This window comes from Agrobacterium larrymoorei, from assembly GCF_037722385.1.
In the GTDB taxonomy this organism is placed as follows: domain Bacteria; phylum Pseudomonadota; class Alphaproteobacteria; order Rhizobiales; family Rhizobiaceae; genus Agrobacterium; species Agrobacterium larrymoorei_C.
The window spans coordinates 157,070-181,890 of sequence record NZ_JBBKAQ010000016.1 but is presented as its reverse complement, the minus strand read 5'-3'; the positions used below and the strand labels follow the sequence as shown (position 1 = coordinate 181,890).

The following is a 24,821-nucleotide window of genomic DNA, read 5'->3' as shown; positions in this document are numbered from 1 at the left end:
GGCGCAAATGGAGATAAAATTCCCGACGCAATACGGTGTTCACCGACGCGCGAGCGCGCAAGAACTCATTTGCTTGGATTGGCCAGCTTGAGAGCTTCGTCGTATTTTTAGTCGGGTCGACGCGCTACCAAAACGGTCGGGACTCAAGGGACGAAGAGCGTGTCCGAGACGATCTCGACACGCTCTGTCTTTGAAAAGCTATCAGTGGGATGGGGTGGCTGCGGCCGCTTTCGGTGGCTCGGGATCGGTATTGATCACGATCTTCTGCGGCTTGCGGGTGGAATCGCGAGCGTCCAGGATTTCCTTGGTGATGTAGTCCATCTGCTGGATCATCACATCGCGGACAAGCGGCTTTTCCATGCGGGCATTGATGCCGTCTTTGATTTTGGTCTTGAAGCCTGCCACATCGAACTTGCCGACCTCCTTGACGTCAAGGATCTTGTCGCCGATCAGCAGACCGAAGAGTTCGTCGGTCATGTAAGCGGTCATCGGCGCCTTAACGTCTTTCATGATGACGGAGTCCACCAGAAGCGTGGAGCGTATCAGGAAGTAGCCGGCGACTGCGCCATTGGTGAGAACCGGCAGCGTGATGAGATCGCCCTGGACATATTGCGGCGGAGGCGGTGCATCGATCTTGTGATCGTCCGCAGGGGGCTGGCCGAACTTGACAGCAGCGAAGACCCCGCCAAGGGTCATGACAAGCACCAGGACCCCTGTGGCAATCAGCTTAATCATTGCGCCTCACGAGCGAACTGTTGCAGCGAATAGGTACCGTCGTCTTCGGCATTCTTCTGCGCATCCTTCAACAACTCGACGACCGCTTTCACGGCCTTCATGCTCGCTTCGACACGGCGCGTGTTGATCGCGAGCTTCTCCTTGATGTCGAGAATCTGCTGGCGATGCACGTCGGCAATCTTCGGGCTATCAACGTCGCGGATCAGCATCGTCAGTTCGTAGAGGCAGCGGCTCTTGTGAGCATTCGACAGTTTGAAGTCGAAGTCAGGTTCTTTGCCGATCCGGGCATTCTCGTTGTCGATGACTGCTTCGAGACGACCAAGCACAGCCTGAATTCTGTAGTCGTTGTTGACAATTTCCATGTTGCTTCAGCGCTCCGCCTTACTCAGCTATCGGTTTTCTTGGTGTCGGTGTCGGAGAAGATGCGTCGCTGAAAGTCGGTGACCATGCTCATGGCAATCTTCTTGTCGTCTTCGTTGACGGCAGAGACAGGGGCTGCATTGCGCTGGCGCTGCAGCGCCTGCGAATAGACCTGTTCGGCGATGCCGATGCCGCCCTTCTTGGACATCTGGTCGGCCATCTGCTCGGACATCATGCTCTTCCAGAACTCGCCGGCCGAGCCCTTGCCGTAAACTTCTTCAGTATCGGACGGCATCATGTTCTGGATGAATGTGTTGAGAACGCTCGCCTCGAACTTGCGGTAAGTTTCGGGGATTTTCTCGTGATGCTCCTGCCTGTGGATGTTTCCAAGGCCTGCGCGGCTTTCCGGCGTCTCGATGCTGTTGATTTCAGAGGCAAAACCGGCATTGCTGGCCGTCAGGACCGAAGCTTCGCGCGTTGCGCTCACCGCCCGCAGCTTTTCACGCGCAGCGGAGACCTGCATCGGGTCGGCCGCATTGACCACATCAAGCACAAGATCGCTTGGAGGAGAAATCGCCACGTCGTCATCCTTTCCGTTTTGATCGGATGACGATAAGCGCCTAACCTTGCTGGAGGCTGGAGGCCTTCATGCTGATCTGCAGATCGACCAGCTCGTAGATACTGTTGTCGTCACGTACTCGCGCCTCGTCCTCGCGAGCACTGTCGCGCTTGTCTTCCAGCTTTTCGCCCTTCTTGGTTTCCTTCAGAAGCTGGGTTTCCTGCGCTTCCTGAATGGATTCAAGACGGACATCGCGCGCCACCAAACGGCTGTGTCGCATGACATAGTGCTTCAGCATGTCCTGATGAAGCGGATCATACGAGGTCAGATAGCCAGCGAGTGTTTCAATCTTTTCGGCGAGTTCGGCACGCTCACGCGTGGTGATGGCAAGCTCGTTTTCGACCATCTGCTTCAGGTGGCCCTGCACCTTGACCAGCCTGTCGAGTTTCTTGGATTTCGAAAGATCCGCCATTTCCACTCACATGTTGGAGAAAACGAGGAAGAATCCGCTGACGAACTGGTTCACCACCGCGGCAATGCCGAAATAGAGAAGCAGCAGACCGCCAGCCAGAGCGTAAGGGGTGGAGATGAAGTAAACCGGAATCTGTGGCGCGAGCTTGTTGATCAGACCGATCGCCACGTTGAACAGAAAGCCGTAGAGGATGAAGGGGCTCGCCACGCGGATCGCGACATTCATCGAGGCAACGAGCGTATCGGTCAGCGTGATCAGCATGCGCTGGGCCGTGATCGGCCCACCCAAGGGGATCGACGAGTAGGACTCGACCAGCGCTTTGAAAATGACGTGGTGAAAATCGAGGATGAACAGCACGAGCAGCACGCCGAATGTCAGCATCGCCGCAAGCTGGCTTTCTGACGTATCCTCAAGCACGTCCTGCGCGGGGGGGCCGGTAAAGGCGATCGCCGTGCCCATCACGGTTGCAGCAAACTGCATGCCCAGCAGGTAGAGATGGGCGATCAGGCCAAACATCGTGCCGATGAAGGTTTCGTAGAGCATCGCCCGGAAGAAGGCCACCGTGTTACCTTGGGTGACCGGATAGATCACATCCCAAAGTAGCGGCAACAGAGCGACGGAGAGCGTCAGTGCAAGGAAGAGCCTGATCTGGACGGGAAGCCTGGCAGAAGAAAACCCCGGCATCGCCATAAGGCAGGAACCGATCCGGCAAAAAGCCAGGAACAGCGCCATAATGGTTCCTTGCGGGTCAGAGATCATGAAATGGAGCCGAGGATCTTGATTTCCGTACCCTTTGCCAGTTCGACATGCGAGAGCACCGGCAAGGTGCTGAACAGTCGTTCCGTAATCATCCTTACATATGCGCGCGTTTCAGGCAGCGTGACAAGCACGAATGGCAGACCGACATCCATGTATTCACGGATTACTTGGGTCGCCTCGTTGGAGAATTCTTCGACCTGGCGGGGATCGATATCGAATTCGATGACATCGCCCTTCGGATCGCGCTTCAGCGCCTGCTGGAAGATGACGTCCCACTTGGTACCGAGACGTAAGACGCGCAGAACGCCGTTGTCGGAAAGGTCGCCGCAAATCTGCTGAGCCATACGGATACGCACATGCTCGACGATCTGCTCGGTCTTGCGCAGATGCGGGGCCAATTCGGCAACCGCTTCGAGGATCAGGTGCAGGTTACGGATGGAAACGCGTTCCGCGAGTAGAAGCTTTAGGATGGCCTGAAGACCGGAATAGGACATGTGCGACGAGCAGATTTCGTCGGCAAGCTTCTTGTACTCCGGATCGAGCCGGTCGATCAGAACCTTGACGTCCTTGTAGGAGAGAAGCATCGGCAGGTTGTTGCGGATGACTTCGCTGACATGCGTGAGGAGCGCGGAGATGTTGTCGATCGGATGGAAGCCTTCGCGCCGCAGATCCTCGACGAAATGCTCCAGCACCGAAACCGCCGGCATGCCGAAAGCGGGTTCTCTGACATCGTCTCCCGGAACCGACGGACGTCTTCCCTTGCCGGTGATGACCAGCACTTCGCCGACGCGCAGCTGATTGGCTGCAACGGTCGTGCCATGGATGCGGATCTGGTAGGACTTGTCGGGGATGGCGATATCGTCGGTGACCTTGATTTCCGGTACGACGAAGCCGTATTGCGCAGCGAACTTCTTGCGCATCTTGCCCACACGGAAGCCCAGCTCCTGGTGTGCGCCGAGAAGGCGCGGCGAGACCTGCTTGCCAAGTGCCAGCTCGATTTCGGTGGTGCGCAGAACGCTCTTGACCGTTTCGCTTTCGGCCTGTGTGGCGTCTGCGGCCTTCTGGTCTTCCTCGGCACGTGCCACATCCTGTTCGCGCTGCATCTGGCGCGGAATGAACCATGCGCCGAGTGCAAGCAGGCCGCCAAGCGCAACAAAAGGCAAAAATGGCAGTCCCGGCACAAGCGCAAGAATGAACATCAAGCCGGCGGCAACCGAAAGGGCCTTCGGATAGCCACTCAGCTGGTTGATGACGGCGGTGTCGGTGGAGCCGAGCGTGCCGCCACGGGTCACGATAAGGCCGGCGGCGAGCGAAACGATCAGCGCCGGAACCTGCGAGACGATACCGTCACCGACCGAGAGCTTGACGAAAACGTCTGCCGCTTCGCTGACCGGCATGCCGTGACGGAAGACACCGATGATGATGCCGCCGCAGATGTTGATCATGGTGATGAGAAGGCCGGCAACCGCGTCGCCGCGCACGAATTTCGACGCACCGTCCATCGCACCGTAGAAGGAGCTTTCTTCTTCCAGTTCGCGACGGCGAAGCTGGGCTTCCTTCTCATTGATGATGCCAGCGGACAAATCCGCGTCGATCGACATCTGCTTGCCCGGGATGGCGTCCAAGGTGAAGCGGGCGCCGACTTCCGCGATACGCGTGGCACCCTTGGTGATGACGATGAAGTTCACCACGATGAGGATCAGGAAGACGATCAGACCGATGACGAAGTCGCCGGACATGACGAGGCTGGAAAAGCCTGCAATCACGCCGCCGGCAGCATCGTGGCCCTGGTGACCATGTGAGAGAATGACGCGCGTCGTCGCAATATTGAGCGCGAGGCGAATCATGGTTGAGATCAGCAGGATCGTCGGGAAGGAGGAGAAATCCAGCGGACGGTGAATCCACAGCGACACCATCAGGATCAAAACGGAGAAGGCAATCGAAAATGCCAGCCCCATATCGATCATGAAGGGAGGGATCGGCAGGAACAGGATGCACAAAATGGCAACGATGCCCGCTGCAAACCCAATGTCGCGCCCTCGGGGGGCGACTTTCGGAAGTGGCATTACGCTGGGCGGGGTAGCCATTCTAACTCCATCTCATCATGAGAACCGGCAGGACGTCCAGAGCCTTTCCATCATGAAAAGGCCTTGCCGACCCGTTGGACGCAGATCAACGACCGAGGCATAATGGGTCAAGCTTGCGCGAGAATGGAGGCAAAGCGGGCAGCGGGAACGAAAGCGAACAACGGTCAAAAAGCGCGCATTTTCCGCATTTTACCCGGTTGAAAAGGATTTTTAGCTTTGGTCAACCGTCATCTTGTAATATGATCGCATCAATATCTGCGCCATGACCGCGTATCCGTCGACCATGAACGGTCTTCAACGAACTAGGGCTCGTCATGGTTCTGTCGACATATAGCAGTTATCTCACGGTCAACCGGGATATGAAGGCCTCTCTCTCAAAGGTAGAGAGCCAGGCGACCGTCAAGCGCGACACCGAATATTATGAAGCCAATATCGGCAAGGTGAAAAACGTCGACGATCTGCTCGGCGATTACCGTCTCTACTCCTATGCGATGACAGCCTATGGTCTCGGCGAAATGACCTATGGTAAAGCTTTCATGCGCAAGGTGCTGGAGAGCGATCTCAGCGACAGCAAGAGCTTCGCCAACACGCTGACCGACAAGCGCTATCTTCAATTTGCCCAGGCTTTCAACTTCAAGGGCGACGCCAAGGTGGCGCAGAGCACCGCGCAGGCCGACAGCACGACCGATGCCTACAAGGCCTCCTTCAAGACCGAAGAGACCAACATAAAGACAGAGGCCGCTAATTTTGCGTCCAAGATCGGCGCGATTACCAATGTTGACGATCTGGTCAACAACACACGTCTTCGCACCTACGTTCTGGATGCGGTCGGGCTTGATACGACCTTTACCTCCAAGTCCTATTTGAAGCAGGTGCTGACAAGCGATCTTGCCGATCCTGACAGCGTGGCCAACCAAGCAAAAAATCCCGCCTGGAAAAAGCTCACGGCATTCTTCAACTTCAACGCGGACGGTACGGTCAACGGTCAGGCCCAGACCGCCGACCAGACGGAGGACCTGAAGCTCGATTACGTGTCCAGCATGTCGACCTATCCGTCGACAACCCTTCTGGATGCCAATCAGCGCTACTGGGAAAAGCATGTTCCCCAAGTGCAGAGTGCGCAGGATCTCGTCAAGGACAGCCGTCTCGTCGCCTACGTCAAAACCGCGTTTGGTCTGAACCCAACCATGCTCGCGAGCAGCGTGGCGAGCCTGATGTACAGCGAGAATTTCGCGACGACCTATGGCAACACCAAGTTGCTCGACGCGTTCGAATTTTCCAGTGACGGCACCCTTCCTGCCGGCACGCAAGCGCAGACGCCTGCACAGATGTCATCGGTGGCAACTCAGTACGCGACGGAATTCAGGAAAGACGCGGATAAGAAGATCACCGATGCCGTCGCCAATTACGAGACACGCATCGCCAAGGTGACGAAGCTCGACGACTTCTTCGTTTCCAACAAGAAAGACGACGACAAGAACAACGACGAGGTCAGCGAAGTCTGGGACGTCGCCCTGAGAGCGTTCGGTATCAATCCCGACGAGGTCTCGAAATCCGAACTGAAGAAGATCCTCTCCAGCGATGTGGCCGACAAGAAAAGCTACGTCAACAGGCTGGACGACGATCGCTTCGTCAAGCTCGTCAAGGCCTTCAACTTCACTGCCGATGGGGGAACAGAGGCCCCTCTGGCCGCTCAGTCACAGCGGATGCTGGCCCAGGTGGCTGCGGATTACAAAGCCGGAAAGCTGCGAGCCTTGACGGGTACCGCCAAAGATACTGCCTCCAAGGCCGCCGACAAAGAGATTGCGTACTATACGTCGACAATGGCCGGGATCAAAACCGCCGATCAATTCCTCGCAGACAGCCGACTGACAAAGTTCGTGTTGGAAGCCAATAGCATTGACCCGAAAGCGGTCACCGCCACCGATCTTCGCAGAATGTTCAAGTCGGATCTTTCCGATCCGAAGAGCTTCGTCAACACGCAGAGCAACAGCAAGTTTGCAGAAATTGTCGCGTCCTTCAATTTCAGCGCCAAGGGGCAGCTAGATGCGACGGCGACCGAAGGCGTTCAGCAGCGCGGCGCCATTTTGGAGACGACAAACCAGTATCTGCAGCAAACGCTGGAAGTGCAACAGGGCGAGCAAAATGATGGCGTTCGCCTGGCACTCTACTTCAAACGCAAGGCACCTGAGATCACGAGCCCCTACTCGATCATCAGCGACAAGGCGCTCTACACCTTCTTCAAGACAGCCTATAATCTGCCAACCGCGATCGGCAATATCGACGTGGCCAAACAGGCCGACCTGGTGAAGAAGTACATAGACGTCGGCAAGCTTGGCGATTCAGAATATGTCGACAAGATCGTCAAACGGTTTACCGCGCTCTACGATACCCAGAAGAACGGTCCCACCTCCTCGTCGATCAGCCTCCTGGGCCGGTCGGCCTCGATCAGTGCGGACACGCTTCTGGCAGTCGCCCAACTGAGAGCAGGATGATTGCGTTCGGTTGACGCTTTGAGGCGGCACGCGCGCAAAGCGAAGCACGATGCTGAAGGGTAACCCTCAATAATCGCTGTCGTTATCGGTGCGGCGCTTGTTATCAGCAAGTTCCTCGTCATCGGCAACGGGAATGGCATAAGAGCCGTTCAGCCAGCGGGACAGGTCTAGTGATCGGCAGCGATCGGAGCAGAAGGGATAATCTTCACGTGTGGATGGCCTGCCGCATTCGGGGCATGGCTGCGCCTTGCGAAGAGGTGTAACCTTTGGATCGGAGGTCATGCTTTTCAGCCTTCCTGCCAGCCCGACGTGACTTCGAAACCTTCGCCTGCCAGGAGTGCGGCCGTTTCGTAAAGCGGCAGTCCCACCACATTGGTGTAGGAGCCCGTCAGCTTCTGCACGAAGCAGCCAGCGATACCCTGGATGGCATAGGCGCCAGCCTTGCCACGCCATTGGCCGGACGCGATGTAATTTTCGATTTCGAACTGCGACAGTCGCTTGAAGCGGACCTTGGTTTCGGCCACCTTCTGGCGAACCTTGCCGTTCGGCGTTATCAGACAGATGCCGGTGTAGACCCAATGGCTTCTGCCAGAAAGAAGATGGAGAGCCGCCGAGGCGTCCTCGATGTATTCCGCTTTGCCGACAATCCTGCGGCCGACGGCGACCACCGTATCGGACCCGAGAATATAGGCATCGCGCCAAGCCAGTTCACCCTTGACCGCCTTATTCGCGGCCTGCGCCTTCTGCAACGACAGGCGTCGGCACAGCGTGCGGGGATGTTCGAGGCGTGCGGGTGTCTCGTCGATATCCATCGGCATCAGCCGCGTGGGTTCGATACCCACCTGATGCAGGAGTTCAAGACGGCGTGGCGATCCGGATGCCAGAATCAGCTTTTGTTTTGGGTCTGTCATGCTCTGCCAGCCGTCCGATCTATCGGGCGATTACTTGAAACGGTAGGTGATGCGGCCTTTGGTGAGGTCGTAAGGGGTCATTTCGACCAGAACCTTGTCGCCGGCAAGAACGCGGATTCGGTTCTTGCGCATGCGTCCTGCCGTATGAGCAATAATTTCATGCTCGTTTTCCAGCTTCACACGGAACGTCGCATTGGGCAGGAGTTCGGTCACGACGCCCGGGAATTCAAGGACTTCTTCTTTTGTCATATAGGTTTGTTTCTTCCTGTTGATGATGCCAGGCGCAAAGTGCCCGGGAAAATTGCGCGGAAACTACACAATCGCCGCACATTTGTGAACCTAAATTGTCGTTCGCTTCAAAGCGTTTCCGAAAACGGTTGCGCGCGTTGCGGTAGGCGCTCGGAAATGAGCTTTTTCAGGTGATCGCGGACCTCGCGATAGGCTTCCAGTCTTTGTTCTCTGGAACCGGTTTCAACCGTCGGATCCATAGTCGGCCAGTAGACGACGTCGAGCGCGTTATAACGCGTCAACTCGAGTGCAGCGTGATGGGCCTCAGGCGTCAAAGTAATGATCAAATCGAAGAAGTCGTCCTCGATCTCATCCATGGTGCGCGGCTTGTGCTTGCCTAGCGTTAGGCCGGACTCATCCAGAACGGCATCTACGAAGGGATCGCGTTCGCCAGCTCTCACCCCTGCGGACTGGATATATATGCCGGGAGCAACGATCTGCTTGGCGATGACCTCTGCCATTGGAGAACGGATGGAGTTCATGCCGCACATGAACAATATGGCGCGCGGGGCCTTGTCTTTCAAGTCTGGAGCGGCCGGACCTTCCATGCCTAGCCTCGCCAATAGAGGACACAGACGAGGGTAAAGAGGCGGCGTGCCGTATCGAAATCCACCTTGATCTTGCCCGAGAGACGATCCATCAGGGTCTGCGATCCGTCATTATGGATGCCGCGCCTGCCCATATCGATCGCCTCGATCTGGCTCGGTGTCGAGGAGCGGATCGCTTCGTAGTAACTTTCGCAGATCAGGAAGTAGTCCTTGATGATACGGCGGAAGGGCGTCAGCGAGAGGATGTGGGTGGCAACAGCCGTTCCATCCTCTGTTGTGATGGAGAAGACGAGCTTTGCCTCCACCAGCGAAATGTTGAGCCGATACGGTCCGCCCTCATGTCCGATGGGCTCGAAGCTGTTTTCCTCGATCAGATCGAAGATCGCGACGGCGCGCTCATGCTCCACGTCAGGCGTTGACCGGCCGATACTTTCGTCCAGCACCACGTCGCAGAGTCTGAAGTCGCCTGCCGCCATCTTCTATCCTTCCGGATTGAGACGAATGCCGACGGAGCGTGCATGCGCGTCAAGCCCTTCGGAATTTGCGAGCGTGATCGCTGCTGGCGCAAGCTGGCGCAATTGATCCGCACCGAGCCTCAGGATCGAGGTACGCTTGACGAAATCGAGGACCGAAAGACCCGACGAGAACCGCGCCGAACGGGCGGTGGGCAACACGTGGTTCGAACCGCCGACATAGTCGCCGATAACTTCAGGCGTATGGCGACCAACGAAAATGGCACCCGCATTGCGCACCCCCGCCATCAGCACATCGGGGTCATCGACGGCAAGTTCCAGGTGTTCTGCGGCGATCCGGTTGGCAAGCGGGATCGAGGCCATCAGATCATCCACCAGAATGATCGCGCCGAAATCGCGCCAGCTGGCGGTGGCGGTCTGCGAACGGGAAAGCTGCTTCAATTGGCGCTCGACAGCCTTTTCGACAGCGCGGCCCAGTTCCGCATCATCGGTGATCAGAATGGATTGCGCGCCCGGATCATGTTCAGCCTGGGCCAGAAGATCGGCGGCGAGCCAATCCGGATCGTTATTTTTGTCGGCAATCACCAAGACTTCGGACGGTCCGGCAATCATGTCGATGCCAACCGTGCCAAACACATGGCGCTTGGCCGCAGCCACATAGGCGTTGCCCGGTCCGACGATCTTGGCGACGGGTCCAATGGTCTGAGTGCCGTAGGCAAGCGCTGCGACAGCCTGTGCACCACCGATGCGGTATATTTCCTCGACGCCGGCGATACGCGCCGCAGCGAGCACCGCCGGATTGATCTTGCCGGCATTGGCGGGAACGACCATGACGATGCGTTCGACGCCTGCGACCTTGGCCGGGACGGCATTCATCAGCACCGAGCTTGGATAGCTTGCGGTACCGCCCGGAACGTAAAGACCGACAGCCTCAATCGCCGTCCATCTGGAACCGAGGCCGACCCCGATATCGTCTTCGTAGATATCGTCTTTCGGCATCTGCCGCGCATGGTGCTTTTCGATACGCTGGGCCGCAAACTTCAAAGCATCGAGAACGGCAGGATCAACTTCGGCAAGGGCTGCGTCTATTTCCGTTTTCGTGACGCGCATCGAGATTTTCGAGAAATCCAGTCCGTCGAACTTCAGCGAGTAATGGGCCAACGCCTCATCGCCGCGCTTTTTTACATCCTCGATGATGTCACGAACAACGGCGTTCACATCTTCCGAAACCTCGCGCTTCGTCGTCAGGAACGCGGCGAAAGCCTGTTCGAAATCAGAAGAGGATTGCTCCAGCCAGATTGCCACGTCACGTCACCCTTTTCGAGAGCTTCGCGATGTCTGCGAAGCAAAATTCTCTACCGCCTCAATGATGAGACGGCACATGGGTATGTGGCATAAATCGAAACATGCGGGCAAGGCAATTCCCTGCCCGCTTCATTGCTTGAGAATTAGTCTGCCGGATGGAACGGACGGGATTCGGTTTCCCAGGCCCCGCTAAGATCGGTCAACTGCGCCTCGATACATTCCACGTCGAGTGCGATCGCGCCGCCGCCCGAGAGCGTCAGCTCCATCGTGCCGTCAGGACCCTCGCCCTTCGGAATGAAGCGGATGGCAAGCAGGGAATGAACCTGCTCCTTGTCGGTGCGGTTGATGCCACTGGAGCGGACCGCCAACACGCGCTTCAAGACCAGCGCAGAGCGGCAACGTTCTGGTGGATGGTTCTTCTTGGCGCCGTGTTCCCAGACGAAACGGTTGGCAGAGAGAACGAACTGGCCGGGACGCGGCTCGAAGGACACGTCTTTCAACTTGAAGACACTGTCCTGCATGTGGGTCGAAATGATAGCGAGGTCTTCGCCATCCAGCGCCATGAGTTTAAGGCCGCTCATCGTTTCTTGGTCCTCATCTCGCGGACAAGTCCGCACTCTCGCGTTCAACATGTGTGAAACGCGACGCGCACCAGGTGGGGCGTTTGCGTCGTCGTTCAAGTGGTTGATCTGGAGATAGGCAGTCGGGGCCGGTTCTTCAACGGACACGGCCCCTTCATCGAGAATCGGAGGTGATGGATCAGTCGCTGACGCGCTCGACTTTCGCGCCGCAGCGGTTCAGCTTTTCTTCAAGACGCTCAAAGCCGCGATCTAGGTGATAGACGCGCGACACCATGGTTTCGCCCTCAGCCACCAGTCCGGCAATGACCAACGAGACCGAAGCACGTAGGTCGGTCGCCATCACGGGCGCGCCGCGCAGGCGGGAGACGCCCTCAATGCGCGCCATTTGACCTGACAGAGAAATCTTGGCCCCGAGGCGTGCGAGTTCCTGGACATGCATGAAACGGTTTTCGAAAATGGTTTCAGTGATGTGAGAGACGCCATCGGCCCTCGTCATCAGCGCCATGAACTGCGCCTGCAAGTCGGTTGGGAAACCTGGGAACGGTTCGGTGACGACATCGACGGGGCGAATGCCGTTGCCGTTGCGCACGATGCGCAGACCGCTTTCAGTTTCCGTGATGGTTGCGCCGGCAAGCCGCAACGTGTCGATAGCGTTGTCCAGCAGCGACGCGCGCGTGCCTTCCAGGAGAACGTCGCCTCCCGTCATGGCAACGGCCATGGCGTAGGTGCCGGTTTCGATACGATCCGGAAGAACCCGGTGACGGGCGCCGGAGAGCGACGTTACACCTTCAATGGTAATGGTCGATGTACCGGCGCCTTCGATCTTCGCGCCCATCGCAATCAAGCACTCGGCAAGGTCAACGACTTCCGGCTCGCGGGCGGCATTGTGGATGATCGTCGTGCCGCGGGCGAGCGTAGCCGCCATCAGCATCACATGGGTTGCGCCAACGGACACTTTCGGGAACGTGTAGGTCGCGCCGATCAGACCGCCGGCAGGCGCCGTGGCGTTGATATAACCGCCATCGATTTCCATTGTCGCGCCAAGCGCTTCCAGTCCCTCGATGAAGAGGTCGACCGGGCGTGTCCCGATGGCACAGCCACCGGGAAGTGAAACACGCGCCCTGCCCTCGCGAGCAAGAAGCGGACCAATGACCCAGAAGCTCGCACGCATCTTTGAGACCAGCTCGTAAGGAGCGGTCGTATCGACGATCGTCCGGCAGGTGAAGTGCACGGTGCGGGAGTAGCTCTCGCCCTGGCTTTCGCGGCGGCCGTTGACGGAAATATCGACGCCGTGGTTACCGAGAATGCGGATCAGCTGTTCGACGTCGGCCAGATGCGGCACGTTTTCCAGCGTGAGCGTATCGCTGGTCATCAGCGATGCGATCATCAGCGGCAGTGCAGCATTCTTGGCGCCGGAAATCGGGATGATGCCGTTCAGCTCATTCCCGCCTGTGATTCTGATCCGATCCATTCGTCCCTTACGAGCCTTGCGCTCGCCTTTCCTTGATGCCGTTCAGGCATGTGTTGGAGCCGGCCTGCCGACCAAGCGGCAGCACAGCTGAAAAAGAGTTGAAGCCGCTTAACTCAAGACAGAGTCGACGCGAAAGATGAATTCCCTGTCCGTTTCAATTTTCCCCGGCATGTTCTTGTCAGCACGATTCGTTCGTTTTTGCGGCAGGAAGTCCGATTGTATCGTCTTCATCACCCGCACGGCGGGCGCGCAACTGTTGTTTGCGGCGAGCAAGGTTTTCACGCAGCTTTTTTGCCGCGCGCGCCTTGCGCTCTGCCTCTCGCTGCTTTGCTTTTTCGCCCGGCCCAGTTTGGCCAGATGCAAGCGGCGTTTGCGGGGTTTCGTCCTGATCTTCGTCCATAAGCGGTGTCATAAACGAATTTCGTACCGTTCAACAGTGTCCGCCCCTTTTTTCAGAAAGGTATGGTGAAGTCGCACTTTGACGCTTGCGCTCATCAAAAACCTATGGCAATAGGCGCCCACTTGATGTCGAGGCACCGCTTCGGCGACAGATGCTGCGGTAGCTCAGTGGTAGAGCACTCCCTTGGTAAGGGAGAGGTCGAGAGTTCAATCCTCTTTCGCAGCACCATTTATTTATCCCCGAAATTTCAGAATTTTTTTGCATTGCCGGTTACACAGGGCCGTCTTCACGCTCTGGGCTTGACCGGGTTGCCGAAAAGATCGACGGGCTCAGTCTCTGGAGACACTCCGCCCCTTTGCGCCGAGAGACGACCGCTGAATGATCTCAGGCTGTCCGGGCGCCCTGCCCAAAGCGCGAGTTCGACTTTCTCGCCTGCCTTGATATCGCGGTCTGCGATAAAGTAGCCGCGGTGGTCGGGCGCGGTTTCGTGCCCAGCCTTCTCATTTTCAAACAAGCAGACATCTCCAGGCTTCGCGTTGTAAGCCATTCGGCGTCCTCCCTTTCAATGTGAGCCACGGACTCGGGTAGATGATCGGATCAATATATGGGATTGGGCAGGTCCAAGACCAGCACACTCGGCGAGCCTGAGCTCAAGAATAACGCCCGTCGCTACCGCACGGTCAAACTGCTTGCGCTATCTCATGAGCATCGGTTGACACGCCAGCGGCTTTATCCAGCAGGTTCAGGAGTTGATCCAAGCTGTACGGCTTTGGCAAGAACGCCCACCCTGGCGCCACATCATCGCCGACGTCGCGACCGGAAACGACAATGATCTGCGTTCGCGGAGACACACTCGACACCATACTTGCGAGATCAAGCCCGGTGAGATGTCCCGGCATGTCGACGTCAGTAACCAACGCGTCGAATGACGGATGTCGTCCTATCGCCGCGACAGCTTCAAGAACGTTCGCAGCCTCCACGACAGCGTACCCATCGTCCTGGAGCGCCTCAACCAATATCATTCGGATCAGAAGATCGTCTTCTACGACGAGCACAGTACGCGGGGACATGGCGGCTCCAATGGCTATCGGTTACTCAACTTGTCCACGCCCGTTTCGATCATCCCCGCTGACCAGTATTTGCGAACATATTTAATTAAATCTGAATGACGAGGCGCTCACTTGAAAGCTTATGCACTTGACATCACATGAACGTAGCAAGAACATTCGCAGGAGACGTCATGATGGCATCTGATGAAAAGCAGCTTTCGCAGACTGCAATCCGCACCTTGTCAGCGATCCACCGATATCGTTATCAACGACGCTCGGGTCGAATCTGGCTGGTTGGCGACAAGCGCATTTCGACCTCAACTATTGCCAATCTTGAAAAAGAAGCTTTCGTCAAAGAGATCGCTACAAACGGCTTTCCTCGTCTTGTCCTCACTGAAGAAGGCAAGCGTCTGGTGGCTTATGCCAATGGCTGAGGTATGCATATGCAGCCGTGGGTGCAGCCTTTGGATCCCGTAGAAACCACAACAACGACTGGAGTAAGCACCACCGTTTGGTCAAGCTAACGTTCTGAAGACGCTTGAAACCAGGACCAGGTTAGAAGCCCGACTGAATGCGGGAGAAGACCAGGTTGGTGAAAAGCGAGATTTGCGCGCCAATGAAGGGGGCCGAAAAGGCGATGGCGACCATGACTGTAATGATCTTCGGCACGAAGGTCAGCGTCATTTCCTGGATCTGCGTCAAGGCCTGTACAAAAGCGATAATGATGCCAATCGTCATGGCTGCAAGAACGGCAGGACCTGATGCGATGAGCACCGTCCATATCGCATTTTGCATGATATCGAGAGCGTCTGCTTCGTTCATCTCGATCCGCTCGTTTCATTCGGGTAAAGGATGCCAGACCTGAAACGGCGGGCATGGCCGCATGATGCGACCATGAGAGACGCTATATGATTCGACAGAAGGCGTTAAGACGCCGTCTGCGAGATTTTGATGCCTTGGCCGATGGCGATCGTCGAGCCAGCGACTGTGGTGGCGGAAAGGCCCTCGGCGGTGACTTCGACAGACTTCACGACACCGCTGGTCTGGCCGTCTGCGCTGGTGATCGTCTTACCGATGTAGGAAGACGCGTTCGACAGCGACGATGCCGAGATCAGGCTTTCCAGATTGGTGTTCATCTTGATCGACTGCTCGACCTGCGAGAAGGTTGCGAGCTGGGCGACCTGCTGGCTCGGATCCATTGGATTGGTCGGATCCTGGTTCTTCATCTGCGTGATCAAGAGCTTAAGGAAGTTGTCGTAATCCAGCGACGCCTTTTTGGCGTCGGTTTTCGATGCCGAGGTTGTCTGCGTCGATGTCGCACCCGTTACGGCGTCTACCATGGTGCGATTTCCCTTCGCAGTTCGTTGACGACAGCCGGCGTAATTTCGTGGCTGTTGAGAATGGATTCTTCCTTGGCGTAGAGACCACGGATCGTCTTCAGCGCGTCGAAGGGACGGCCCGAAGAGACGGTGGCATCGATGCGCTTCAGCTCAGAACGGATTTCTTCGTTCTTGAAGGTCGCAAGCAGCATCGTGATCGACTTGCGGAAGAGCGTCAGGGACTGCTCCTTACCTTCCGGATTGATCAGCATCATCTGTACGATGAAGTACAGCTGCCGCAGAGGTGTCGTCGTATCCTCAAGCTGCAACACGTGGTTCTCGAGGAGAAATGTCACATCGTTGAGGAATTCCAGAGAAACCTTCCTGTCGACGCGAAGAACTGCGCCGTTGATGAAGATCTTTTCCCCAGACTTCAAGGAAATCCGCAGTGTACTTTTCATTTAAGTCCATCCTTGATGATGGTTGTCACGTCAATAATGCCTTGGTAGTTCGTCGAATTACGCTTGCGTATCTGCTCGCATTCTTTGAGAATCCAGATGGCGATGGAAATGAGGTTGGCTTTGAGTTCAACCGGCAGTTCATTTTCTGGCTGCTGGAGGTCATCTACGAACCGGGTCCACACCCGTCTTGTGTAGAAAATCGCCTCGATCCCGTCCTTGCCATATTTTTCCTGTCGCTTAGCGACTTCCAGGAGATCGATAGATCGCTCTAGGACCTGTCTTTCCCTGTCGCGGGCAATATGGGGGTCATCCTCCATGATCTCCGCATATGAAAACTGGAACATTTATCTTTCCTTCATGGCCCGATGTGCCGCCCGTCATCGGCGGAATTATTCCTGCTAGATGAAATTGACGAGGCTAAGCCCCTGAATTTTCGACGTAATCGTGTAGGACGTTTCGACCTGGTTCAACAGCGTCGTCAGGCGGGTCGAGGCCTCGTAGGTATCGATGCCGACAAGATCGGTCAGCTGAGTATCGATGATGGTCTTCTGGGCGCTCATATAGGTGTTCGCCTTCTCCACCCGCTCCTGAGACAGGCCGATTCTGGCGCGCTGGGTGTCGATGTTGGCAATGGCTGAACCTGCGAGCTTCGTCGTGGTGTCATTGACCGCCGCAAGCGCATCCGGGCCGAGACCGGCGTCGACCAGCTGCGAGGAAATGACCGTTGCCAGGACGAGGTTCTTGAACCCGGTTTCATTGGCGCTGGCGGATGTAGAGACCGTCTCCGAGGTGCTGATACGGCTGCTCATGGTCGTATCGGACGCCTTTGTCCAAGAAGGCCAGTCGAAATTGTTCTGGTAGTCCTGCAGGAAGGATGCAACGTCGCTGGCAGAGGCCGTCGACGGATCGGGGAAGGCAGCGTCGAAAGCCGACTTGAAGCTGCTTGTGATGTTGCCGATGAAGCCGTCGTCCAGCGTCTGCGCGTCGGTGTTGATGCCGGAGAACAGATACTCGCCATTGACTGCAGTATTGGCATAGCTGGTGAAGTTTTCCAGCACCGACATGGCCGTCGTCTTCGCCACGCCAAGGCTGCCAGAGTCGGTGTTGCCACTGAGTGCAATCACGGAATTGAGCAGCGTCTGCGCCGAATCCGACATGTTCTTCATCGCCAACTGCGAGGCGTCCATGCGCTGCTCGGCCACCGAGTTAGAGTCGATGATGGATTGCAGGCGCTTGCTTTCACGCGTGTAGTCGAGGTTCGTCGACGTGCGCGTTCCGAGTTCAACACCAACATCCGAGTAGGTGCCGGTGACGGCTTCCTTCTGCAGCTTGCTGATTTCAGCCTGCGCATTGGACACCGTCAGATGCATGGCCGTGCTAACGCTTTGGGATGAGATCGAGGAGGTTTTCATATCAGTTCGCCGCCGCCAACAATGTCTTCAGAAGTTCATCAACGGTCGTCATCAGCTTCGCCGCAGCCTTGTAGGACTGCTCGATATCGAGGAGCTGGATCAGCTCCTCATCGAGATTGACGCCCGTCGCGTTCGAATAGGCCTCTTTCGATTTCGTCAGCATGGCCGATGTGTTGTCTGCCGCCGACGTGGCGTTGCTGCGATACTCTTCGGCAAAGCCCACTGAGTCCGTCGCAAAGCTCAGCAACGTCGTGTTTCTCGAAATGCCAGCCGCCGGATCGAATTCTATCGGCGTGTTCATCGCTGAGGCAAATTTGTACAGAACGTTTGAGTATCCGCTCGATCCATCAACGTTCGGACTGACGCCGGCGATGCTGCCATCGCGCAGTTTCGTCGGGGTCGCCACAGCATCGGGCGAGACCGAAATCAGGCCGGCAAGGCCGGCGATCTTCTGCGGCGTTTCGAAATCGACGGTCGAGCCATCACGTGTGGTGAACAGTCCGGCAACCGAATTTCCCGCACCGTCATCTTCGGCAAACGTCCCCATCAGGCCGCGGGCAATTTCGTCAAGCTGCGCCTGATAGGTCGGATAGACCTCATCACGCAGTTGAAGAAGTGCCGGAAGGCTTCCCTTTGCAGTCGTGTTGCTGCCGGAGCCCGTCTTGACCATCACGCCGTCGATGAAAATCCCGGAGCCGGTCGTGTCGGCATCATAGGCCGCGCGGGAATCGAAGGATATCTTCCTCGGCGTGGTTTCAAAAAGGGTCGTGCCGTCCGTCGTATAGATGGCAACGTCATTGCCTGGGCGGGTTGCGGTGGAAACCCCGATGATCCCGGAAATTTCCTTGAGCAAGCCCTCGCGTTTATCGAGCGCATTGTTGGGGTCGCGGCCGACGAGGGTCGCGTATTTGACCTGATCGTTGGCGTCGCCAAAATCCTTCAACAGCTGGTTCAGCCGCGAGATTGAGGTCTCGATTTCGCTATCGGCATCAGCCCGCAACTGCTGAACGGCCTTTGTCGAGGTGTTCAGCGCATTGGTCGTATCGGTCGCGGCACTAACGACAGCCGAGGCCAGCGTGATGTCCGTCGGCGATGCGGCATAGGTGTTCAGCGCATTCTGCAAGGATGCAAGATAGGTGGACGGGGCAGCAGTGTATTCTTCGCCTCCCATCACCACGCTCAACGACTTCATGCCAGCCAGGAACTTCTGCTTGCCCGCATCATCCGACGCAGCAGAAAGATACTGCTTGAGAAGAGCGCTGTCTTCGGCGCGCTCGACCTTGACCGTAATTGCGCCTGTCAGCGTATTGACCGTGGTAACGGCGGCGCGGCGGTTATAGTCGCTCGAGCTTGCATTCGAAATATTGTTCGAAACGACGGCACTTGAGAGTGACGTGTTACCCAGAGTGGCCTTGGCCGTATTAAGTGTCGTACTGAGCGCCATTCACCCGTCTCCAGAAGCCGTTATCGTGCCAGATTGATGAGGACGTCCATCATATCGGAGCCTGTTTGGAAGACTTTCGAGTTCGCGGTGTAGCTGCGCTGCGCCTGGATCATTTCCGTCAGCTCGTTGGCGATATCGACGTTCGACTGTTCCAGCTGCTTTGACGCAATCGTGCCGTAGCCCGTCTGGCCAGCGAAGCCGAGCGTGACAACGCCCGATTCTGCTGTCGTCTGGAAAGCGTTGCCAGAAAGGACCTTCAGGTTATCCGGGCTCGCAACATCTGCGAGCGGCACACGATAGAGGGGCCGCGGCGAAGACTTGGCATAGGTCGCATAGACCGTGCCATCCGCCGTGATCGAGATCGACTGAACCGCTTCGGCCGCGTTGCCGTTAACGCCACCCTTGGAGATCGTTGATTTATCTGCACCGAGCTGCGACATTGCGGAGAGATCGAATGTCACGTTCATGTCGTTGGTGGTATCGTCGATCGTGATCCTCGGAGGGTCATTCTCAAGCTTTCCAGCATCGTAGGTCATCGTTTCGTTCAACAAAGCAGGCTGGGTATAGGGGAAACCACCCGGGTCGGTCGCGAACTTTGAGTCGTAAACCGAGACTTCCCATTCGTTGTCCGCGGTCTTCGTGAAGTAGAAGTCATACTTGACCGAATTGCCAAGCGGATCGTACCCGGTCACGGACGTTTTCAACGTGCTGACCTGATCGACAACGACCGAGGTGCTATTGGCGCGGGGCCGGTTGCCAGCAGCCACAACGGGCGCAGACGAAGACAAGTTGCCCGTCAACGAACCGAGCGTCGATGCCGTTGCCTGCATGCCGTCAGCCGCCGCGTTGACAGGAACGAGACCGTCGTAGCTGTTGACGACCGTTGTCGGCGTGGTGCCATCGTACTTGTAACCGAGAAGCTTGAAGCCGGAGGCGTTGACGAGGAAGCCGTCATCGTCGGGCACGAACTGTCCAGCGCGGGTCAGGAACACGTTGCCGCTTGGGTCTTCGACGACGAAGAAGCCATCGCCCTGAATGGCGATATCGGTCGGAGATTGAGTAGACTGCAACGGTCCGTTCTGCGTGATGGAGTAATTGACCTTCGTCATCACGCCGCCGGAATTGTAGTTACCGCCGTTCGAACCGAGAACCAGCGTCGAAAAGGACGTCGACGCGCTTTTGTAGCCAGTGGTGCTGGCATTGGCGATGTTGTCACCGACGGTCCCGAGCTTGTTGGCCTGAGCGCCCATGCCGGATACAGCAGTTTTCATCGTTCCAAAAAGGCTCATGTCGAATCCTCTATTCCTGTTCTTAACGACGTTAGGATGCGGGCCTTGCGTGAGGCTGTCTGTTTTCTCCGCCGTGCAAAATTTCAGCGGTTCGAGACCATTTGGGACTTGGGACGTCCAGAAACGAAAAAGACCGGCGCGGGCCGGTCTTCTAGAATGATGTTGCTGAAATGATTAAACAAAAATCGCGGGCGTTTTTGACCCGCGATGACGTTTAGGACCAGTCGATGCAGTAACCGAGGAACCGCTTGGAGTCGATTGGGTCGAAGCCGAGCTTCTTGCGAAGCTTCTTGCGAAGCTTGCTGATGTGACTTTCGACAACGTTCTCTTCGACTTCTTCGTCGAAGATGCCGTAGATCGCGTTGAAAATCTGCGCCTTGGAAACGCGACGACCGCGATTGGCGATTAAATATTCCAAGATGCGTCTCTCACGACGTGGAAGCGGGAACACTTCACCAGTCACTTCCGGATCGCGACCATCGGAAAATACCCGGATCGGACCGACATCGGTAAACTGCGTGATGACGTTGAGCCTGCGGCGAATGGCTGCTGCCCGCGCCAGGATCTCACGTGGATGCACAGGCTTGCGCACGACATCGTCGACGCCGCAATCGAACAATGCCAGTGTTGCGTCAAGGGAATGCTGATCGCTGACCGCAATGACAGGTGCCTGCGAACGATCACGGATCGTTCTTGGCAGTTCATGCGTCGTCTCAGCCTGACCAATCAAAAATGCTTCGATCGCAGCGATGTCCGAATCCGCTGCGGTGTTCACCCATTCTCCAAATTCTGCTGGATCAAATCCAGTCGAGGGTATCCCCTCTCGTCCAAACAGGGCTGTATACCCTTCTTTAACGAGCTTGCGCTCATCAACTACCACGATCATTCGTCCGCCTCCGAATCAGTGTAGCTCACCTACGTCCTAGGGTGTACGAATCGGGCGAATCTCTAACAATTACAGGAAAACGCAGGTAATTATTAATAGTTGATTAACCATACTGTGCCGATTTGGACTATATCTAGTATACGTTAACCAAAAATGGGATATTTTTTCGTGGGATAAACATGTGGAAGATAATAGGGGGATTGACTCACCTAATTTGGCCCATTCTTGCCGCATTTCAAAATGAGGCATAAATGGAGGAGATCGATACAACTAAAGATTGGTTAACCCTGGCAAAATTTCCGGGCGTTGACAGTCCATTGACCGTAGCCGGTGGCGACGAGATTGCTGATGACACGGCAGACGTAACGCTGTTGCGCAGGGTCGTTGTTAGGCCCGGCGTGGTATCTCGCGACGGCCATCGTCCAGGTGTCGTGGCGATCATGGAGCTGCTTGAGGAAGCGGGCCGCGTAGGCCACGTTCTTCGAAGGCTCGAACATTTCATTAATCGACCTGAACTCTGCACCGTGAAAATAGACGTTGATCTGCATGCATCCAACGTCAATCAACTTGGCACCGCGCGCCCGGGCTTCCTCGACCAGACGAAAGGCCTCCCCCTTGCTGTCAGGAAAAAGCGCCTTGCCTTCGATGTTGATGGCATAGGGGCTGAGCGAGCCTTTGCGTCCTGTTTCCGTTAGCCCGACGGAATATAATATTCCTTCGGGAATATTATACTCGCCTGCAGCATCATGAATCTGACGCTCGCATTCGACCGCTGCGACCGGTTGGGAAGCCTCACAGGTAAACGTGGTCAGGACGAGTGCTGGTATCGCTAGGAAGTGCTTCAGGCTGAGCCGACATATCATTACCGTTGACCTCCTCGCGAGCGTTATGGCGCGCCTGGCGATAGAACTGCTCCTGCGATCGATCGTCATTGCCACGCTGGCCGCCCTGCTGCGCGCCTTGCTGGTTTAGATCGTTCGGCTGGCGGTTGCTGTTTGTGTTGTCCTGACGGTCGGATGTGGATGAAAGCGAGACCGTCACCTGATCGACGCTGAAGCCCTGCGACTTCAAGGCGTCCATGATGGCAGAACTGTCCTTCTGTAGCTCGGCGTATCCTTTCAGAGTATGGGCTGTAAGGTGCACGCTCAGTTGATCGCCGACCAGCTTCATCGCTGCTGTCACGTGACCGAGTTCGACCGGGCTCATCTGGATCTTGAGCGTGTGAACCACTTGGCCCGTGCTCGTCACCAGTGGCGCTCCGCTGCTCTTGGCCGCCATTGCGGTGGACCAGTCAGGGTCGGATGCGATGGATGCCGTGACGTTCGCGGCATTGGTGTTGGGTGCGAGAGCAAGGAAGCGCCTGCTATCGAGCACCTGCACCGTGTCGATAGTGGGGGCAGAGGACAGCGTTGCATCGACCTTCAACGACCCATCCTCATGCGATGCGATGTGGAGATCGATCGCCGGAGCATCGCCCTTGGTAAGCCTGACCACCGTTGTAGGAACCGATTGCTCGTCATCCGGCGACGCAGCCACCGGAAGCAGAGCCGCGCCATCCGCAGGCTTGGGCTTTGCCTCACTGTGCACCGGCGTTACAGACTGTTCCTTCGGCATCGTGGTAGCTGCGAGAAGCGACATGAGATCGACGCTCGTGCTCGCCGTATCAGGCAGATCGCTATCATCGGCAGGCTTATCGCCATCCGTATCGCCCTTATCACCCTCGACGGGCGTTTCAGCGGTACCGGTCGCCTTTGTCAGCGTCTCGATGAATTTCACCAGATCTTCAAGCGATGCTGTCGGCTCTTCGATTTGGGGTTGCACCTCTGCCGCGATCTGCGCGACGGGTGCCGTTTGAATACTCAGGCTCGGATCAACAAGCTTCAGCAGGAGCGCGGGCTTGCTATCGGCCGCTTCATCGATGACCTCGCTCTTGACGGGAGGCTGCTTGTCATCTGCGCTTGTGGCACGGGCTGGCGCATCATCCTTTGGCTTATCGGCAGGCCGGTCGGTGGCGGTTTGCGTGCCGTCGGCAGTCGCCGCGCTTGACGGCGCACTCTGGGCTTTGTCGCCATCTTGCGCCCTGGAACTGGCGTTGGTGTTCGTATTGGCGCTGCTTCCCGGCGCAGATTGCCGCGTATTGCGGTCGCCTGCAGCGCCGAGCGCGTCGGAAAAGCCTGACCCGCCTTGCTTGGACGACGATCCGCCACGGTCTCGACCATTTGTGACCTTTACGGTCTCGGCGTGGCTCGGCACCAAGTTGCTCAGGACGTTCATATTATCCCCCTTCCCGCTTCAGCATGGAGTCGATCTCATTCAATCGAGCGCGGTTCTTATCGAAAAATGTCTTCAGCGGCGCGGCATCAGCTGCGTGAGACGCGGCCTCTTCGGTTCGTCCGGCAGCAGCAGGCGCCCCGTCGCCATCCGGTTCCGGGCTGTTGCCGCTCGAAACTGCCGGTGCAGCCGACAGAGACGGTGGCTGCATGATCTGCTGCGCAATCGTCTTTGCCGCGTCACGTAGCGCGAGGTCGCGCGGAGATAAGTCCGCTTCAGGAATGCTCGCCAGCTTTTGCTGCGCGCCAAGAACATCCTGGCCGGATATATCGGTCAATCCCGAATAAAGCTTGGAGAGAGGCTCGCGGCTTGTGTCACCGGTATCCTCGGCAATTCCATTGGCTTTCTCTGCTGCAAACTGGGCAAGCTCAGTCTTGCCTTGCAGAGACGCTTGCCGCGCGATGCGCAGATAGATTTCCTGCGCCCTCTCCGCATCCATCAATTCAGCGATCTCGCCGATGTCCTTCGTCGTCACAGGGCCGAAGCTATCGATGGCAAGGCTGACGAAGAGATCGGCAAACTGCGAGGCATAGGGCGAGTGCAGAAACCGGATCGCGTATTTCCTGGCGTAGAGCATGCCCTTTTCAGGCTGCTTCAACTGCATGGTCGCCATGATGGAGCGGCGCAGCGCCGCTTCTTCGATAATCGTACCCGGCGCGCTTAACCGCGCATCGTCGAAGAAGGGAAGCGCTGCAGCCGGGTCCTTCGAGTAGGCAATGTTGCCGGCGATCAGCATGAGATAGGGGCCGAGGCGATTGTTGCGGTATTCCGGAATCAGATCGGAGACCACCTTGTCCACCAGACCGCCGCGACCGCTCAGATATTTTTGCAGCACGTTGACGACGCGGGAATCGAAATACCCCTGCACGTCTTTGGCGACGAGATAGTTCAGCGTCGCGGGGTTGCCACCACTCATGATGTAGATCAGCGCCGCATCGGCATTCTTCACGTCGGAGAACACCGACATGTCGGATGTGCGCAATGTGGTGTCGAAGGCACCCAGCAGAAATTTCTGCATGTCACGCGCGGAATGATCGCCCATGACGACCGAGTCCTGCACGAACTGCAGCGAACGCAGGATCTTGGCAGGCGGAAGGTCGCTTTGGGCCTGGCCCTGACCAGCAGCCAGCAGCCAGGATGCCCCCATCAACAATCCAGCAATATGAGTGGCTCTCATCATCCGCTG

Annotated in this window: 30 protein-coding genes and 1 tRNA gene; 3 read left to right on the top strand and 28 right to left on the bottom strand. The window is 56.9% G+C overall.

What is annotated here, in order from left to right; translation table 11 throughout:
* Positions 1–201: 201 nt before the first annotated feature.
* From WKI41_RS15070 to flhA, 6 genes are read right to left on the bottom strand one after another with little or no spacing between them, the layout of a single operon-like run.
* Positions 202–735, bottom strand: a complete 534-nt coding sequence (locus WKI41_RS15070) for a hypothetical protein (protein ID WP_340194304.1) — start codon at positions 733–735, stop codon at positions 202–204.
* Positions 732–1,097: a hypothetical protein gene (locus WKI41_RS15065; protein WP_340194303.1), complete on the bottom strand. Its 366-nt coding sequence runs from the start codon at positions 1,095–1,097 to the stop codon at positions 732–734. The genes WKI41_RS15070 and WKI41_RS15065 overlap by 4 nt, the downstream gene beginning before the upstream one ends.
* 23 nt (positions 1,098–1,120) lie before the next feature.
* Positions 1,121–1,675: a rod-binding protein gene (locus WKI41_RS15060; RefSeq protein ID WP_340194302.1), complete on the bottom strand. Its 555-nt coding sequence runs from the start codon at positions 1,673–1,675 to the stop codon at positions 1,121–1,123.
* A gap of 40 nt (positions 1,676–1,715) precedes the next feature.
* A complete protein-coding gene (locus tag WKI41_RS15055; RefSeq protein WP_340194301.1) occupies positions 1,716–2,126 on the bottom strand; it encodes a hypothetical protein in 411 nt (136 codons plus the stop codon).
* A 6-nt stretch (positions 2,127–2,132) separates the two neighbouring features.
* Positions 2,133–2,885 carry a flagellar biosynthetic protein FliR gene (gene fliR / locus WKI41_RS15050; protein ID WP_340194300.1) on the bottom strand — a complete coding sequence of 251 codons (753 nt, stop codon included), beginning with the start codon at positions 2,883–2,885 and terminating at the stop codon, positions 2,133–2,135.
* Positions 2,882–4,972: a flagellar biosynthesis protein FlhA gene (gene flhA / locus WKI41_RS15045; RefSeq protein WP_340194299.1), complete on the bottom strand. Its 2,091-nt coding sequence runs from the start codon at positions 4,970–4,972 to the stop codon at positions 2,882–2,884. Before flhA ends, fliR begins: the two co-directional genes overlap by 4 nt.
* A gap of 314 nt (positions 4,973–5,286) precedes the next feature.
* Between flhA and WKI41_RS15040 the strand changes: the two genes are divergently transcribed.
* A complete protein-coding gene (locus tag WKI41_RS15040) occupies positions 5,287–7,467 on the top strand; it encodes a DUF1217 domain-containing protein (RefSeq protein ID WP_340194298.1) in 2,181 nt (726 codons plus the stop codon).
* A 66-nt stretch (positions 7,468–7,533) separates the two neighbouring features.
* Here the strand turns inward: WKI41_RS15040 and yacG are convergent, their stop codons facing one another.
* From yacG to WKI41_RS14995, 9 genes are all read right to left on the bottom strand, one after another.
* On the bottom strand, positions 7,534–7,749 hold the full coding sequence (gene yacG / locus WKI41_RS15035) for a DNA gyrase inhibitor YacG (RefSeq protein ID WP_340194297.1): 216 nt from the start codon (positions 7,747–7,749) through the stop codon (positions 7,534–7,536).
* Between the two features lie 5 nt (positions 7,750–7,754).
* Positions 7,755–8,378, bottom strand: a complete 624-nt coding sequence (locus tag WKI41_RS15030) for a Maf-like protein (protein ID WP_340194296.1) — start codon at positions 8,376–8,378, stop codon at positions 7,755–7,757.
* A gap of 30 nt (positions 8,379–8,408) precedes the next feature.
* Positions 8,409–8,627, bottom strand: coding sequence for a translation initiation factor IF-1 (infA, locus tag WKI41_RS15025; protein WP_027673809.1), 219 nt, complete (start codon positions 8,625–8,627; stop codon positions 8,409–8,411).
* A 107-nt stretch (positions 8,628–8,734) separates the two neighbouring features.
* Complete coding sequence (locus WKI41_RS15020; protein WP_340194295.1) at positions 8,735–9,214, bottom strand: low molecular weight phosphatase family protein; 480 nt, start codon at positions 9,212–9,214, stop codon at positions 8,735–8,737.
* A 2-nt stretch (positions 9,215–9,216) separates the two neighbouring features.
* Positions 9,217–9,690, bottom strand: coding sequence for a UPF0262 family protein (locus WKI41_RS15015; protein ID WP_340194294.1), 474 nt, complete (start codon positions 9,688–9,690; stop codon positions 9,217–9,219).
* 3 nt (positions 9,691–9,693) lie between these two features.
* Positions 9,694–10,992, bottom strand: a complete 1,299-nt coding sequence (gene hisD, locus WKI41_RS15010; protein WP_340194293.1) for a histidinol dehydrogenase — start codon at positions 10,990–10,992, stop codon at positions 9,694–9,696.
* 143 nt (positions 10,993–11,135) lie between these two features.
* Positions 11,136–11,573 carry a DUF2948 family protein gene (locus WKI41_RS15005; RefSeq protein ID WP_340194292.1) on the bottom strand — a complete coding sequence of 146 codons (438 nt, stop codon included), beginning with the start codon at positions 11,571–11,573 and terminating at the stop codon, positions 11,136–11,138.
* A gap of 178 nt (positions 11,574–11,751) precedes the next feature.
* Positions 11,752–13,044 (bottom strand): UDP-N-acetylglucosamine 1-carboxyvinyltransferase, encoded by a 1,293-nt coding sequence (gene murA, locus WKI41_RS15000; RefSeq protein ID WP_340194291.1) that lies wholly within the window; start codon positions 13,042–13,044, stop codon positions 11,752–11,754.
* Positions 13,045–13,222: 178 nt separating this feature from the next.
* A complete protein-coding gene (locus tag WKI41_RS14995; protein WP_425341048.1) occupies positions 13,223–13,456 on the bottom strand; it encodes a hypothetical protein in 234 nt (77 codons plus the stop codon).
* Positions 13,457–13,597: 141 nt separating this feature from the next.
* On the opposite strand from WKI41_RS14995, the gene WKI41_RS14990 reads away from it, so the two are divergent.
* A tRNA-Thr gene (locus WKI41_RS14990) sits at positions 13,598–13,672 on the top strand.
* 58 nt (positions 13,673–13,730) lie between these two features.
* On the opposite strand, the gene WKI41_RS14985 is transcribed toward WKI41_RS14990, so the two are convergent.
* Positions 13,731–13,991, bottom strand: coding sequence for a hypothetical protein (locus WKI41_RS14985; protein ID WP_340194290.1), 261 nt, complete (start codon positions 13,989–13,991; stop codon positions 13,731–13,733).
* A gap of 133 nt (positions 13,992–14,124) precedes the next feature.
* Positions 14,125–14,514: a response regulator gene (locus tag WKI41_RS14980; RefSeq protein ID WP_340194289.1), complete on the bottom strand. Its 390-nt coding sequence runs from the start codon at positions 14,512–14,514 to the stop codon at positions 14,125–14,127.
* Between the two features lie 173 nt (positions 14,515–14,687).
* On the opposite strand from WKI41_RS14980, the gene WKI41_RS14975 reads away from it, so the two are divergent.
* Entirely contained in the window at positions 14,688–14,927 is a 240-nt protein-coding gene (locus WKI41_RS14975) for a hypothetical protein (protein WP_340194288.1), read from the top strand.
* Positions 14,928–15,048: 121 nt separating this feature from the next.
* Here the strand turns inward: WKI41_RS14975 and fliQ are convergent, their stop codons facing one another.
* The 11 genes from fliQ to WKI41_RS14920 all read right to left on the bottom strand — a co-directional run bounded on the left by fliQ (position 15,049) and on the right by WKI41_RS14920 (position 24,815).
* Positions 15,049–15,315 (bottom strand): flagellar biosynthesis protein FliQ, encoded by a 267-nt coding sequence (gene fliQ, locus WKI41_RS14970; RefSeq protein ID WP_340194287.1) that lies wholly within the window; start codon positions 15,313–15,315, stop codon positions 15,049–15,051.
* A gap of 104 nt (positions 15,316–15,419) precedes the next feature.
* Entirely contained in the window at positions 15,420–15,833 is a 414-nt protein-coding gene (gene flgD / locus WKI41_RS14965; RefSeq protein ID WP_306931046.1) for a flagellar hook assembly protein FlgD, read from the bottom strand.
* Complete coding sequence (flbT, locus tag WKI41_RS14960; RefSeq protein WP_340194286.1) at positions 15,827–16,273, bottom strand: flagellar biosynthesis repressor FlbT; 447 nt, start codon at positions 16,271–16,273, stop codon at positions 15,827–15,829. Before flbT ends, flgD begins: the two co-directional genes overlap by 7 nt.
* Positions 16,270–16,617, bottom strand: a complete 348-nt coding sequence (gene flaF / locus WKI41_RS14955) for a flagellar biosynthesis regulator FlaF (protein WP_340194285.1) — start codon at positions 16,615–16,617, stop codon at positions 16,270–16,272. Before flaF ends, flbT begins: the two co-directional genes overlap by 4 nt.
* 54 nt (positions 16,618–16,671) lie before the next feature.
* Positions 16,672–17,685, bottom strand: coding sequence for a flagellar hook-associated family protein (locus WKI41_RS14950; RefSeq protein WP_340194284.1), 1,014 nt, complete (start codon positions 17,683–17,685; stop codon positions 16,672–16,674).
* Position 17,686: 1 nt separating this feature from the next.
* The gene (flgK, locus tag WKI41_RS14945; protein WP_340194283.1) at positions 17,687–19,129 is read right to left on the bottom strand and encodes a flagellar hook-associated protein FlgK; all 1,443 of its coding nucleotides are present in this window, start codon (positions 19,127–19,129) and stop codon (positions 17,687–17,689) included.
* A 20-nt stretch (positions 19,130–19,149) separates the two neighbouring features.
* Entirely contained in the window at positions 19,150–20,418 is a 1,269-nt protein-coding gene (locus tag WKI41_RS14940; RefSeq protein WP_340194282.1) for a flagellar hook-basal body complex protein, read from the bottom strand.
* A 214-nt stretch (positions 20,419–20,632) separates the two neighbouring features.
* A complete protein-coding gene (locus tag WKI41_RS14935) occupies positions 20,633–21,304 on the bottom strand; it encodes a response regulator transcription factor (RefSeq protein WP_340194281.1) in 672 nt (223 codons plus the stop codon).
* A 281-nt stretch (positions 21,305–21,585) separates the two neighbouring features.
* Positions 21,586–22,149 (bottom strand): transglycosylase SLT domain-containing protein, encoded by a 564-nt coding sequence (locus WKI41_RS14930; RefSeq protein ID WP_425341054.1) that lies wholly within the window; start codon positions 22,147–22,149, stop codon positions 21,586–21,588.
* Positions 22,097–23,578, bottom strand: a complete 1,482-nt coding sequence (locus tag WKI41_RS14925) for a flagellar hook-length control protein FliK (RefSeq protein ID WP_340194279.1) — start codon at positions 23,576–23,578, stop codon at positions 22,097–22,099. Before WKI41_RS14925 ends, WKI41_RS14930 begins: the two co-directional genes overlap by 53 nt.
* 1 nt (position 23,579) lies before the next feature.
* Positions 23,580–24,815: a chemotaxis protein gene (locus WKI41_RS14920; RefSeq protein ID WP_340194278.1), complete on the bottom strand. Its 1,236-nt coding sequence runs from the start codon at positions 24,813–24,815 to the stop codon at positions 23,580–23,582.
* Between the last annotated feature and the right edge of the window lie 6 nt (positions 24,816–24,821).